Source organism: Pedobacter suwonensis (genome assembly GCF_007833675.1).
In the GTDB taxonomy this organism is placed as follows: Bacteria; Bacteroidota; Bacteroidia; order Sphingobacteriales; family Sphingobacteriaceae; genus Pedobacter; species Pedobacter suwonensis.
Genome location: NZ_CP031708.1, coordinates 2,858,037 through 2,872,784, shown reverse-complemented (window position 1 = coordinate 2,872,784; position 14,748 = coordinate 2,858,037). Strand labels below are relative to the sequence as shown.

Below are 14,748 nucleotides of genomic sequence, written 5' to 3'. Positions count from 1 at the left end.
GGTTTTTAGTGTACATCATTATGATGATGATAATTGGCAAATAAAATTACAGTTCTTTGAGTAAGAATGGATAGAAACAGGGGGGCTTTAAGGAAATTAATTCGAATCGCTGTTTAGCATGCATTCCTGATACAAATGCAAATATTGATTGGCTGCTATTTCCCATGAAAATTTTTCAGCCTGGGCTACAGCTTCCTGAGCCCGGTTATTTTGATTGAAATCCATCATTCCACTTCTGAATACCTCCTGCATGTGTTCTGGTTCGAAATTGTCAAAATAATAGGCTACATCGCCGCCAACTTCAGGAAGTGAAGTAAATTTGGATAGAAATACAGGTTTCCCAAAATGCATAGCCTCAATTATAGGTAAGCCGAAGCCTTCAGCAATAGAAGGAAATAAAAAAGCATCGCAATTTTGGTAATACCACGTTTTATCTTCATCTGAAATTGGTCCCGTAATATGCACCCGCTCTAAACAATCATATTTTTCTGCTTCTGCTAAAATCGTTTGTTTGTGTGGAGTTTCTTTGCCTGAAATGACAAGATGAAAGTTGTTCCCTTTTAATAAAGCCGGCAGCAAATGGAATCCCTTCTGTACCGATAATAATCCGATGGTAAATAAAAAAGGTTTCGGAGGTGTAAAATCCGGGCGATGTTTTTCATCCGGAATCAATTTATCTGCACCATTGTAAATCACACTAACTTTTTCTTTCGCTTCAGGAAAGTACTGAATAACATCATTTGCAACAAACTGCGAAATACATACCACTTTATCGCACTGTGAGATAAGTTTACCCAGTTTTTTTAAATATACCTTGATTCTGTGTGGTTTGCTAAACTTCAAATGAACTTTGTTCATATCATGCACCGTCATTATCTTTTTTGCATTAACCTTGCGAGGTCTTAATCTGCAGGTTTGATCGGAGAGATGAACAACATCGAAGTCATTTTTTTTCTTAAAGAACAACCGGTCTAACCTGGATAGATAAACAATGTCAACCAGGCAATTAAAGAGATATTGAGTGTGTTTAAAAAGATAAAACTTAAGCTTAAATTTACCCTTGTTTTCTTTGATCAATGCATCGCCCAATCCCTTTCCAAATGAAAAATAACCACAATTGGCATCTTTCATCGAATCAAAGGTTACTAAAACATTGGGCTTTTTCATTGATAATTAATTTGATGATGCAAATATAAGCAGATTTAATTTGATGCTTATTTCACGATTTTGTAGTTGCGGTATTCGAATAAGCGCAATCCGGTCATATCCTCAATTTTCTGTAAAATTCTTCTGCGGAAATTCATTTTAGGCTTTTCCTTTGTTAGATCTTTGTCGAATTTCCAGTTTGCGGCTGCGATTCTGGCCTGCATTACTTTTGGATGGCTGCCTTTGAAATGAACCAAACGATCGGCATTGTGCATATCGTAAGTTTCCTGCACCGGATAGTTTTCTTCAATCCACTTATCTGTTTGGTAAAACTGATTAAAATTCCGGACTTTGCCTTGAAGTCCTTTTGGCGGTTTCACCCAGCCGTAATGGTAAATGTATGCATCGATCAGTTTAACCTTAAGTTTTCTGTTATTGATTCTAAAACCCTGGGCGTCCCGGTATGAGTGTACTCCAGGCAGGTTTTTAATGATCCTAACTTCTCTTCTGTACCAACGTCTGGATTGGGCCAGATAATCATAAGAAGCATAGAAGTGTTTATATTTTAAAAGTAAGGCCTCCACATGGCTGTTGGTCAGTTCAGCTTCCATTTCTTTTTTGATCAATGGAAGGTAATCTTCATGTATAGCTTCATCGCCCTGGATATAAATCATCCAATCGGTATCTGCGCTGATTTCAGCTAAAGCCTTATTGGTTTCATCGGCAAAGACACGCCCGCCTTCACGTATACTTTCGTCCCAAACGGTATCGATTGTTCTGATTTTAGGGTCAATGCTTCTCACCATTTCAGAAGTCTCGTCTGTAGAATTTCCTAGCGCTACAATAAAATCATCACACAATGGCAGCACAGAAAGTATCGCTTCTTTTGCAGGATAATCATTAGCAATAGCATTTCTTAAAAATGTAAAACCGGTAACTTTCATTATTGGGGCGCCTCGTAGCTAATAATTTTTGTTTATTTGTACAAAGATAGTTTTATTGATGAATACGCATCTATCCATTTTAAGCGAAGTAAAGGCGGGAAACTATAAGGTTTTGGCAAGAGCCCTCACGCTTGTTGAAAACGATATTGAACCGGCCGATTCGATTTTAAGAAGTTTAGATAATAAAACAGATGTTCCTGTTTTAGGTATTACAGGGCCGCCAGGCGCAGGAAAAAGTACGCTGGTAAATGCAGTAACGAACCAGTTTGTTGCTGAAGGGAAACGCATTGCCATATTGGCGGTAGATCCGACGTCACCCTTTAATTTTGGTTCTTTGTTGGGCGATCGCATCCGGATGGCTGGTCAGTTTAACAATCCAAATGTTTTTATCCGTTCGTTGGCCACGCGTGGCGCTTTGGGCGGTATTTCGGCAAAAACCATAGAAATGGTTGATGTTTTAAAAGCGGCTGATTTTGATCTGATTATTATTGAAACTGTTGGGGTAGGACAATCGGAAGTAGAAATTGCCGGATTGGCAGATAAAACCATCGTTGTATTGGTACCCGAATCAGGAGATGAAGTTCAGCATATCAAATCGGGTTTGATGGAAATTGCCGGTTGTTTCGTAATCAATAAAGCTGATCGGGAAGGTGCGGATACTTTTGCCAATAACCTGAAAAAAATCATTCATCAGGGGATAAAGGCTATTCCAATCCTAAAAACCATTGCAGATAAAGATATAGGTATAGACGAATTGTGTAGATGGATCATCAATGCTGAAGTTTTCGATGAAAGCCGAAAATCTTTTTTGTTTGCGGAAAAAGCATGGAAACTTATACAACATCAAAAAATGCAGCATATTGATAAGAAAAGGCTACGTGAAAAGGTTCAGGTAGCCTTAAAACAAGATGATTTTAATATTTATCGTTTTGCTGATGAGTTTGGTAATAATGATTAATTGTAATATGCCAATTGTTAACTGCCAACCGCAACTGACTAACTGTTCATAATATCTTCAATCTCTTCTGCTTCCAATGGTATATCAGCCATTAAATCTATATTTCCGTTTGCAGTGATGAGAATATTGTTTTCTAAACGGATGCCTAAATCCTCTTCTGGTATATAAATGCCTGGCTCAACCGTAAGGATGTTGCCATTGGTAAAAGGGGTGTATCTTCCTGCAAAGTCATGCACATCAATACCCAGGTGATGTGAATTACCATGCATAAAATATTTTTTATAGGCAGGATAGCTGGCGTTTTGGTTTTTTACATCTTCCAACGAGATTAAGCCAAGGTTAACCAATTGTTCTGTCATGATTTCACCAACCTGTTCGTGGTAAGAATTCCATATTGTTCCTTCGCCAATTAATTTGATCGACTCTTTCATTACATGCAATACCGCATTATATACATCCTTTTGTCTTTTTGTAAACCTGCCGTTAACAGGAATGGCCCTACTCATATCTGCATTATAATTGGCATATTCTGCTCCAAAATCGAAAAGTATTACGTCCCCGTCTTTACAAACCTGATTATTGTCATTGTAATGCAGGATGTTGGCATTATGACCGGAAGCAATTATGGGTGTATAGGCGTGTCCTGTTCCACCCTGGCGGATAAATTCGTGTATGATCTCCGCTTCAATTTCATATTCTTTAACACCAGGTTTCGTAAACTTTAATACCCTGATAAATGCATCACGGGTTATCGCTGACGCCTTTTTAATCAGCTCAATCTCAACATCAGATTTAACTGCGCGTAAATTTCGCATCATCGGTGCCGAGCGTTCATAATGATGCAATGGGTATTTTGACCTCATCTTTTCGATAAAACGGATATCCCGATAAGGAACCTCGTGGGCATACCTGTCGTTCTCATTGGTATTTAAATAAATATTGTCCGCATAATTAACAATGCTGTGTAAGATGTTGTCAAAATCTTCCAGCCAATATAAAGACTGGATGCCTGAGGCAGCTTTTGCCTGTTCTTTGGTATACTTATATCCTTCCCAAACCTTGATGTAGTCGTTTGTCTGTCTTAAAAACAGGACTTCCCTGTACAAAGGATTAGGACAATCGGGATATAACAGTAAAATTGTTTGTTCCTGATCAATCCCTGATAAATAAAATAAATCAGGATTTTGCTTAAAAACGAAATTCTGATCACCACTTCTAGGAAACTCATCACTTGAGTTGAATATCGCTATTGAATTGTTTTTTAAGGTGTTGCAGAAATTTTTTCGATTTAAGATAAATAATGACTGATCAATAGTAGGGTATTTCATGAGAAAGTATTTTATGTGGGCAAAGGCCAAATGTAATAAAATGATTGATGACTGTTGAAGTTTGGAACGGAGTTTGTATAAAAGTTTGAAAATTTAAAATTTTGATTAATTTTGCCATTACTGAAAAATTAATCAATTAAATTGTTTAACCCTTAAAAAAGAAAAAAGATTATGAACTATTCTACTTTAAAGAAAAGTGTTGCGCTTTCTTTAGTGGCATTAACAGGAGTTGCTTCTCTTGCTGTCGCTCAGGATGCTCCTGCAACCTCTTCTGCTGTCAAAGTATTTGGTGGTAGAGGCCAGTACAGAACTTGGTCTATCGGTGTACACGGTGGTGTTTTAATGCCAGTTGTTGCTATCGGTGGATCAAACGATTTTAACAAATGGGATGCTAATTTAGGTTACGGTTTAAACATCCGTAAGCAATTAGGTCACTCTTTCGGTTTAGAATTAAACGGAACACGTGGTAAACTTTCAGGTAACAACGAAGGTATCACTAATCCAGCTGTTAGAGATTTCGAAACTCAATTACAATATGCTGTAGATTTACGCGGTGTTGTAAACGTAGGTTCAATTGATTTCTTACGTCGTGAAAATGCTGTAGGTTTCTTCGTAACAGCTGGTGCTGGTATGTTAGCCTATGCACCAAAAATCACTACTGGTACTGGTCAGGTAATTGACTGGAAAGGTAATGCTGTAGGTCCTGCTGATGACAGACATGATGCTAAAGATTATGTAAAAGGTTTCTATATTCCAGTTGGTGCTGGTGTTAAATTCAAAGTTTCTGAGCGTGTTAACTTTAACTTAGGTTATACCATGAACTTTGTTGATGCTGATAACTTAGACGGAGTTTATGCTAAAGGTACTACTAAAGATAAATTCTCTTACGGTTATGCTGGTTTAGAATTCTCTTTAGGTTCTTCTGCTAAACCAAGTTTAGAGTGGACTAACCCATTAGCTACTATGTACGATGAGTTAAAAGATCCAACTTTACGTCAAGAAGTTGAAGCATTGAAAAACCGTGTTTCTGCTGTTGAGAAATCTGTTGAAGATTTGAAAAAAGATACTGATGGTGACGGTGTTGCTGATCAATTCGATAAATGCCCAGGAACTCCTGCTGGTACTGCTGTTGATGGTTCAGGTTGTCCTCTTCCAAAAGCAACTACAGATACAGTAGCTTCTAACGTGACTGGTTTCGAAAGAATCGGTTTCGATTTCAACTCTTCAGTTTTAAAAACTGAATCTTACCCTACTTTAGATAAATTATCTTCAGTGTTACGTGAAAACGGTGGTAAAGTAACTGTAAACGGTTACGCTTCAAGCGAAGGTACTGCCGCATATAACATGAAATTATCTAAAGACAGAGCTAATTCTGTTAAAACATACTTAGTAAACTCTGGCGTTAACGCTAGTCAAGTTGCTACTAAAGGTTATGGTGAAGCTAACCCAATTGCTTCTAACGATACTGAAGAAGGTCGTATCCAAAACCGTCGTGTTGAAACTGCTAGAAACTAGTATTTCAATATAAAATTTAAGAAAGTCCCGATTTAAGTCGGGACTTTTTTTATGCCTTTTAGTTTCGTGTATAAAGCTTTTTAGCTAAGTTTGTACATGTACTTCTTTAGAAAAAAAGATCCAAACCGGCCAAATAATATTAATTTGAGGATTATGCATTTTATCAATGCATTGGCCATCTTAATTTTTCTTGCAGGTATCATCTACAAGCTTATTCAGTGGCTTGCCAAATAACTCTAAATTTATGAAACAAATTATTAAAACAACTAATGCTCCAGCTCCAATTGGACCATATAGCCAAGCTGTACAGGCCGGGAACTTTTTATTCGTATCAGGTCAGGTTGCCATTAATCCTGAAAGTGGCGAGTTGAATATTGGCAATATTGAAGAAGAAACACATCAGGTAATGCGCAATCTTAAAGCTGTTTTGCTTGAGGCTGGCTTAACTTTTGATCATGTGGTAAAGTCTACTATTTTTTTAAGTGATATGGGTACTTTTGCTCAGGTTAATGAGGTTTATGGCCAATACTTTACTTCTGATTTTCCTGCCCGCGAAACAGTTCAGGTTTCAGTATTACCTAAAAATGTGAATGTGGAAATCTCGGTAATTACCGTTATAGGCTAGTTGACAGTAAAAAAAGTATATATTTGATATCAGGCATTGTTCTTTAAATCATCTGGGGAACAATGTCTATACCTTTGCCATAAAGGATTTCCTACCACAAAAAAAATCTATTATAGAATTCGCTTCCATATTAATTTGGCCATTAGTTTATTCAGGAGAGAAAGATTTCGAAATCATCTGAATTTCTAAAATCGTTAACACATGTAATAAATTCAAATTAATGTTGCCTCATTATTTTAATCTACATCAATTTAAATGTTGTTTTTGCAGCCGCGTTTTTCTGTCTAAAAAGGAAATGGATATACTCCATTTTCCGCTTATTTGCTTTTGCTGCTATCGATCGTTATTTTTAACGCACAATTGCTAAAAATTGTTGTTACAAGAAACGGTAGAATATTTTGTTTAATTCGGTATTAGATACACCTGTTGAATTTTTGAAAGGCGTTGGGCCAAGCCGTGCTGATGTTTTGAAAAAAGATCTTGGCCTATTCACCTATCAGGATATGCTTGCACATTATCCATTCAGGTATATCGACCGTACTAAATATTTCAAGATCAATCAGATCAATCCAGATTCGCAGTATATCCAGATTATTGGCCGGGTAATTAGCAAAAAGGTGATTGGCGATAAAAGAGCAAAACGTATTGTCGCGGTTTTCAAAGATGAAACCGGGATGATGGAACTGGTTTGGTTTCAAAGTTTAAAATGGGTTGATGAAAACATCACAGTTGGTACCGCATATGTAGCATTTGGGAAACCGAACTTTTTTAATGGGACTTTCAGTATCTCACACCCTGAGATGGAGTTATATCAACGCAAACAGGTAGGAAGGGGTAATCTGACCCTACAACCAGTTTATAATTCAACAGAAAAGCTTAAAAAATTTAATCTTGATTCAAAAGGTTTACAGCGTTTAATTGCGGGCCTGCTTGATCAGATTATCCCGCAGGTTCCGGAAAATTTACCGCAATATATTATAGATAAGTACCAGCTACCCGATAAAAGATTGGCATTGCTAAATATTCATTTCCCCAAAAATCAAAAGGATTTAAATGCTGCGGAAAGACGTCTTAAGTTTGAGGAACTGTTCTTTATCCAGTTACAGCTCTTACACAATAAACATTTACGCCAGTTAAAATTTAAAGGCGCCACTTTCGATAAAGTTGGTGATAAGGTAAACCGCTTTTATAAGGAATTTTTACCCTTTGAGTTAACCAATGCTCAAAAACGTGTAATTAAAGAAATCAGGATTGATACACAGCGTGGTATTCAGATGAACCGGCTTGTACAGGGAGATGTAGGAAGTGGAAAAACTGCTGTTGCATTAATGAGTATGCTTTTAGCTAATGATAATGGCTATCAAGCTTGTATGATGGCGCCTACAGAGATTTTAGCTCGTCAGCATTACGCTTCTATTACTGAGCTTGTAACCGATAATTTGGTACGTGTTGCTATTCTTACCGGGAATACCAAAAAGAAAGAGCGTACCATTTTGCATGAGCGGTTGGAGAATGGAGAGATCGATATCCTGATCGGAACACATGCATTGATTGAAGATAAGGTACAGTTTAAAAATTTAGGCCTGGTTGTGATTGATGAACAGCACCGCTTTGGTGTAGAACAACGCGCCAAGCTTTGGCGCAAAAATATTGTCCCTCCGCATATCCTGGTTATGACTGCTACTCCGATTCCGCGTACGCTGGCAATGACCTTATACGGTGATCTTGACGTTTCAATTATCGATGAATTACCGGCCGGGAGAAAACCTATTGAAACAAAACACCTTTTTGAAAGCCAACGGCTCAGGATGTTTGGTTTTATGAAGCAGGAAATAGCCAAAGGCAGACAGGTTTATATTGTTTACCCTTTGATTAAGGAAAGCGAAAAATTAGATCTTTTAAATCTCGAGGCTGGAATTGAGCAGTTAAGTTACCAGTTTCCCCGCCCTGCTTACCAAATGAGTATTGTGCATGGACAAATGCCAAATGCAGATAAACAATTTGAGATGCAGCAGTTTATTGATGGTAAAAGTCAGATTATGGTAGCAACTACCGTAATTGAAGTAGGTGTTAATGTACCTAATGCTTCAGTAATGGTAATTGAAAACGCCGAACGGTTTGGTCTATCTCAACTCCACCAGTTACGCGGTAGGGTAGGCCGTGGTGCAGAACAATCTTTCTGTATCTTAATGAGTGGTAATAAACTTAGTAAGGAAGGCAAAATCCGTTTAGAAACGATGGTTAGAACCAATAATGGATTTGAAATATCTGAAATTGATCTGCAGCTTCGTGGCCCCGGTGATATTACCGGAACGCAGCAAAGTGGTGTGCTGGATTTAAAACTTGCCGATCTGGCAAAAGACCAGGTGATTTTATCTGAAGCACGCAATACAGTAATCGAACTTTTTTCGGAAGATCCACAGTTAGAGATGCCTCAACATGCGACTTTAAAGATACACCTGCAAAAACTGGAAAGAGGGATTTCTTTTGATAAAATAAGTTAGCTTAACCATTGACTTAGTATTCTTACTTCTTTGCAATAATATCTAATATTGTATTATTTGTTTTACCTGACGAATTTTTGTAATATTTTTTTTACGAGTCAGCCCCTTATAATTATTATTTTACCCCCTTTTTTTAATTTCTAATATACTTACCTTGCGTGTGTAACCAATTATGAACTGTTTAGTCGTCAACTCTCAATGATCATAGTGTATTATCCAGTAGTTTTATAAAGTAATTCGTTCGTGTGTCAGATAAGGGGATTTATACACGATTTATGTGATTATTGATCAGTTTTACTTAAGCCAATATTTTTTCCATTTGGAGATAATGTAGATGGTTCATACTATAAATGAAGCTTTAATAATGCAAAAGTGAACATTTCATGATTACTCATGAATATTAAATTGTATTACAATCAATATCTAACCAAAATTAATTGAAAAACTATGAAAAAAAATCTATTGAGGACTTTTGCCAGAGGTAGCATGTTTCTTGTTTGCGGTGGTTGTCTTGTTTTTTCTCCACTTGCCAGCATGTCTGCCAAAGCATCATTGCATGAAAAGGAACCTTTTGATTTTTACAAAATCCCCTTCGACGATATTGTTGTGAAGGGAAAAGTTACAGATGCAAACGGGCCGGTTCCAGGTGTAAGCGTGAAGTTGAAAGGCGGCACAGCAAGCACGGTAACCGATGGCGCCGGGAATTTCAGTATCAAAGTTCCTGAAAATGCAACTTTGGTATTTACCTATATCGGTTATGCAGATCAGGAAGTTCAGGTAAAGGGCCAAACCAATATTAGTGTAAAGTTATCAGAGAATAACCAAAATCTTTCTGAAGTAGTTGTAGTAGGTTATGGTACACAAAAGAAGGCTGTTGTATCTGGTGCTGTTGCTTCGGTTAAAGGTACCGAACTTGCTAAATCTTCGTCGGTAAATTTAACCAACTCATTAGCCGGGCGATTGCCTGGCGTTACCGCATTGCAAGGCAGTGGTGAGCCAGGTTACGATGGATCGACTATCAGGATTCGTGGCACAAACTCACTTGGGAACAATAATGCATTGATCGTAATTGATGGGATACCCAACCGCGCGGGCGGTATCGAGCGCTTAAATCCAAATGATATTGAAAGTGTATCAGTGTTGAAAGACGCATCTGCTGCCATTTATGGCTCGCAAGCGGCGAACGGGGTAATTTTAATTACAACCAAACTGGGTAAATCTGGTAAGCCCCAGTTTTCTTATGATTTCAGTTATGGCTTGCAACAGCCTACCAGGATACCAAAAATGACCAATTCGGTACAATATGCCGAAATTCTGAATGAGCTTAACATCTTCGGTTCTGACATTAACCCTAACGAATGGGCTGCCGCATGGAACAGTTTTAAATCTACGGGTTCCTATACTTCTACAGGAGGAAAAACAATTAATGCTGCTTATAAAGCAGATGAGATCAGGAAATTTGCTGATGGATCAGATCCTTTAAGATATCCTAATACCGATTGGTTCAAAACCACTTTTCAAAACTGGTCGCCTCAGCAAAGGCATAATGTTCAGATCAATGGCGGTAGTGAAAATGTAAAGTACCTCGTTTCTTTGGGTTATCTTGATCAGGATGGCTATTATAAAAACTCCGCAACGGGATACAAACAATATGATATGCGTTTTAATCTTGAAGCAAAGTTGAGTAAATACATTACCACAACTTTAGGGGTAACAGCCAGAGAAGAAGACCGTAATTTCCCAACCGTGGGTGCAGGTGATATTTTCAGGTTTTTAATGAGAGGACGCCCGAATGAGATTGCGATATGGCCAAATGGTAAACCAGGAAGAGATATCGAATATGGTTATAACCCGGTGGTATCTACTACAGATCTAACGGGTTACAATAAGGATATCAGAGATTATTTTCAAACTACTGGTAAAGTCGAAATTAAAATTCCTGGTGTTGAAGGATTAAAAGTAACGGGAACTGCTGCAATAGATAAATATTCTGGCAGGCAGAAAAACTGGCAATTGCCATGGACACTTTATGATTGGGACAAAAAAACTTTTGAAGCTGATGGGGTAACACCGGTGTTGACTGGTACAGTGAGATCGCAATATACTGATCCAAGACTAAGAGAGACAGCTGGAGGTCAATTGGCCATCAACTTAACCGGCATGATCAATTACGACAAGAAAATCGGTGATCATAATATTGGCTTAATGGCCGGTGTAACCCGCGAAAAGGTAACGAATGATGGATTTACAGCTTTTAGGAGATATTTTCTTTCATCGGCTATTGAACAGTTGCTAGCGGGAGATGAGAAAGAACAATCTTTAGGGAATAATCCTGGTGACCCAAATAATTTATTTAACAGAGCGCGATTAAGTTATTTCGGAAGGGCTGGTTATAACTATAAAGAAAAGTACCTAGCGGAATTTTTATGGCGGGTAGATGGTTCATACATCTTTCCAACAGCCAGACGTTTTGGTTTCTTCCCAGGTGTATCAGTAGGCTGGCGTTTATCAGAAGAATCGTTTTTCAAGGAAAATGTCAGGTTCGTTGATAATTTAAAATTAAGGGCATCATATGGCCAGATGGGAGCTGAAGCTTATTTTGGAAATACCTTGCAAGAATATCAATACCTGAGTTTAATGAATTTTGGAACATATACGCTTAATGACCTGGTTACTAAAACACTTGTAGAGGGAAATGTGCCAAATTTAGATTTTGGATGGGAAGTAGCCAATAATACCAACGTTGGTTTAGATGCATCTTTTCTAAAGAACAGACTATCACTTGAGCTGGATTACTTTTATAACAAGAGAACAAACATTTTAATCAGCAGAAGCAGTTCAGTGCCTGAAAGTTCGGGTATCGTAGATCGCTTACCTCCTGTTAACCTGGGAAAAGTAAATAATAAAGGTTTCGAGTTTAAATTGAGTTACAACGATACCTTCGGGGATTTAAACTTTGGCGTAAGCGTAAACGGCGGTTATGCAAAAAACAAGATCATTTTCTGGGATGAAACCCCCGGCGCTCCGGAATGGCAACGTTCAACTGGCAGGGTAACCAATTCGTGGTTGGTGTATGATTATGATGGAGTTTTTAAGGACCAGGCAGAAATTAATGCCAATACAATTAACTATAGTGCACTCACGAGCAATTTACGTCCTGGAGATATGAAGTTTAAAGATATCAACGGTGATGGAAAAATCAACGCAGATGATAAATTACGTCTGGATAAGAATGGTACGCCAACCTTTACCGGGGGCTTTAATTTAAACTTACAATACAAAGGATTTGACTTGTCTGTGCTGATTCAAGGTGCAACCGGCGGGATGCAGATCGTAGGGATTACAGAATCTGGCGATATTGGTAATTTCTTAGAATGGTCTTACAAAAACCGTTGGAGCATTGAGAATCCAAGTTCGGTAGACCCGCGTTTATCAAACAGAGGAGCTACTTACTATACCGATGGTAACAACGCATTGAACAATACCTATTGGTTGCGGAGCAATAATTATGTTAGGCTTAAAAACGTGGAGTTGGGTTATACCTTGCCGAATAGCTGGGTTGAAAAAGTAGGCTTAAACAGCGTAAGAGTGTATACGAATGGATTGAATCTGGCTACTCTTGATAAAATCAAAGTTTGGGATCCGGAGTCAACCAATTCAAGCGGTCAGTATTATCCACAGGCCAGGGTAATCAATTTTGGTATTAAAGCCGCCTTTTAACGTATAGCTATTTATCAATTATAATTAAGAATATGAAAGCATTAAATAAAAATATAAAGCTCTATATATTAGTTTCGATTACCTTCCTTGCAGTTTCTTGTAAGAAGGATTTCATGAATGTTAATCCCCCTGATAAGATATCTTCTGAACTTGTGTGGAAAGATCCAGTACTTGCACAGGCTTTTGTTAATGATATTTACAATGGCTTAGGAAGTGGTGGTTTTTCGGAGCAGATGCTTGCTTCGGTTTCCGATGAAGCCTTGTTTACACATCCTACACGTGGTATAGATTTAATCAATAATGCAACTATCAATCCGTCTACATTAGGTTGGGTAGACGATACCTGGGCTTATAAACAAATGTACAACCGCATCAGAGCCTGTAATACCACTATTGAGCGGATTGTGGGCGGAGATAATGGCCTTAGCAGCCAATCGTTAAAAGATCAATTATTAGGTGAAGCATATTTTTTACGTGCATATTTCTATCAGCAATTACTGCGTTACTATGGGGCTGTGCCTATCATAACCAAAACATATGCATTAACTGATGATTTTAAAATCAAGCGTAACACATATGAAGAGTGTGTAAATTTTATCGTTAAAGATTGCGATGAAGCCAATAGGTTGTTAACCGGAAAATCACTTGATAAAGGACGTACTACAGCACTTGCTGCACTGGCATTAAAGTCAAGAGTATTAATTTATGCGGCCAGTGACTTACACGATAGGGCAAAGCTTACTGCTAAAGTTACCAATATTGCTGCTCAAAAGTTAGATTTTTTAAGCTATGCCAGCGGGAACCAGGCTGATCGCTACAGATTGGCGCAAACTGCAGCCAAAGCGGTAATGGATTTAGGTACAGGTTATAAATTAAATCTTTCTGCGCCCGCTACAGATGGTCAGTTAAATTACAAAAGCATTGCCATGGGGGGAGGGAGTAAAGCTCCTGGTATAGATGCAAGTGCCGCATCAGAACTCATTTTTGCCCGTTATTTTATTATCCAGAATAATAATAAACATGCACAGCAAAATGGTCCGAATGGGTATCATAACTGGGCAGGTAATACGCCAATAGGTTTATTGGTTGATGATTATGAGATGAACGATGGCAGTAAGTTTAGCTGGGCCAATGCCGCGCAAAAAGCTAATCCTTACCAAAATAGAGATCCTCGTTTTTATGCTACCATTTTATATGATGGAGCAGGTTGGAAACCACGTGATAAGGCTTCCGGAAATGTGGATCCGGCCAGCCAGATTCAAACCGGTATTTATGATTTGTTAGATGATAAAGGCAGCAGGTTCGACTTTAAAGGATTGGATACACGTGGAAGTTCGATTGAGAACTGGAACGGTAGCTGGACAGGTTATTACTATCATAAGTTTATCGATCCGGATCCAACTATTGTAGATGCTTCTATGTCGCAGAATGTGCCATGGCCTTTCTTTAGGTATACAGAAGCGGTGTTTAATTATATTGAAGCCAGTATCGAGTTAGGAGAACTTAGTAATGCAACAAATTGGTTAAATAAAATCCGTTTCAGAGCAGGCATGCCTGCGGTAACCGCTACCGATCAGGCTGGACTTAGAGCCGTTTACCGCCATGAGCGCCGTATAGAAATGGCTTATGAAGAACAACGTTATCATGATGCACGCAGGTGGTTAATTGCCAGTGAAACTTTAGGTAGAAAAGTTACTTATATTAAAGTAACCGGTAAGTTTAAGTCTGATAAAAGTATGACATCGCCTTATCATTATGATCCAACCGTATACGATTATACTTATACTCCGGTTGAGGAAAATGCGCAGGAAAACAGAAGCTGGGACAATAAGCTTTACTTCAGGCCATTTAGCCGAGATGAAGTGAATAAAAATAATTTACTTGAACAAAATCCTGGCTATTAAACTGGCCATGCTATATAACCCGATGGATAATTATCTATCGGGTTTTTTTATGCTTAAAGCTTTGGGTTGTTATCAGTCATCTTAATTTTTAATTTAAATAATTA

Annotated in this window: 10 protein-coding genes; 7 read left to right on the top strand and 3 right to left on the bottom strand. The window is 38.1% G+C overall.

The annotated features are described in order from the left end of the window. Positions 1-96: 96 nt before the first annotated feature. Both DV942_RS11665 and DV942_RS11660 read right to left on the bottom strand, forming a co-directional pair. Positions 97-1,167, bottom strand: coding sequence for a glycosyltransferase family 4 protein (locus DV942_RS11665; protein WP_145857670.1), 1,071 nt, complete (start codon positions 1,165-1,167; stop codon positions 97-99). Positions 1,168-1,214: 47 nt separating this feature from the next. Further along, entirely contained in the window at positions 1,215-2,090 is an 876-nt protein-coding gene (locus DV942_RS11660) for a glycosyltransferase family 2 protein (protein ID WP_145857668.1), read from the bottom strand. Positions 2,091-2,148: 58 nt separating this feature from the next. On the opposite strand from DV942_RS11660, the gene meaB reads away from it, so the two are divergent. Next, positions 2,149-3,048, top strand: a complete 900-nt coding sequence (meaB, locus tag DV942_RS11655; RefSeq protein WP_145857666.1) for a methylmalonyl Co-A mutase-associated GTPase MeaB — start codon at positions 2,149-2,151, stop codon at positions 3,046-3,048. A 38-nt stretch (positions 3,049-3,086) separates the two neighbouring features. On the opposite strand, the gene DV942_RS11650 is transcribed toward meaB, so the two are convergent. Beyond that, positions 3,087-4,376, bottom strand: coding sequence for an aminopeptidase P family protein (locus tag DV942_RS11650; protein ID WP_145857663.1), 1,290 nt, complete (start codon positions 4,374-4,376; stop codon positions 3,087-3,089). A gap of 171 nt (positions 4,377-4,547) precedes the next feature. On the opposite strand from DV942_RS11650, the gene DV942_RS11645 reads away from it, so the two are divergent. The 6 genes from DV942_RS11645 (at position 4,548) to DV942_RS11625 (ending at position 14,644) form a co-directional block, all read left to right on the top strand. Continuing rightward, positions 4,548-5,891 (top strand): OmpA family protein, encoded by a 1,344-nt coding sequence (locus DV942_RS11645; protein WP_134204285.1) that lies wholly within the window; start codon positions 4,548-4,550, stop codon positions 5,889-5,891. 96 nt (positions 5,892-5,987) lie between these two features. Further along, the gene (locus DV942_RS24075) at positions 5,988-6,125 is read left to right on the top strand and encodes a DUF6728 family protein (protein ID WP_317039670.1); all 138 of its coding nucleotides are present in this window, start codon (positions 5,988-5,990) and stop codon (positions 6,123-6,125) included. Positions 6,126-6,135: 10 nt separating this feature from the next. After that, complete coding sequence (locus DV942_RS11640) at positions 6,136-6,516, top strand: RidA family protein (protein WP_145857661.1); 381 nt, start codon at positions 6,136-6,138, stop codon at positions 6,514-6,516. A 398-nt stretch (positions 6,517-6,914) separates the two neighbouring features. Further along, on the top strand, positions 6,915-9,020 hold the full coding sequence (gene recG / locus DV942_RS11635) for an ATP-dependent DNA helicase RecG (RefSeq protein WP_145857659.1): 2,106 nt from the start codon (positions 6,915-6,917) through the stop codon (positions 9,018-9,020). Positions 9,021-9,467: 447 nt separating this feature from the next. Further along, positions 9,468-12,740 (top strand): SusC/RagA family TonB-linked outer membrane protein, encoded by a 3,273-nt coding sequence (locus DV942_RS11630; RefSeq protein ID WP_222431106.1) that lies wholly within the window; start codon positions 9,468-9,470, stop codon positions 12,738-12,740. Between the two features lie 113 nt (positions 12,741-12,853). After that, on the top strand, positions 12,854-14,644 hold the full coding sequence (locus tag DV942_RS11625; RefSeq protein ID WP_244950678.1) for a RagB/SusD family nutrient uptake outer membrane protein: 1,791 nt from the start codon (positions 12,854-12,856) through the stop codon (positions 14,642-14,644). The last annotated feature ends 104 nt before the right edge of the window (positions 14,645-14,748 follow it).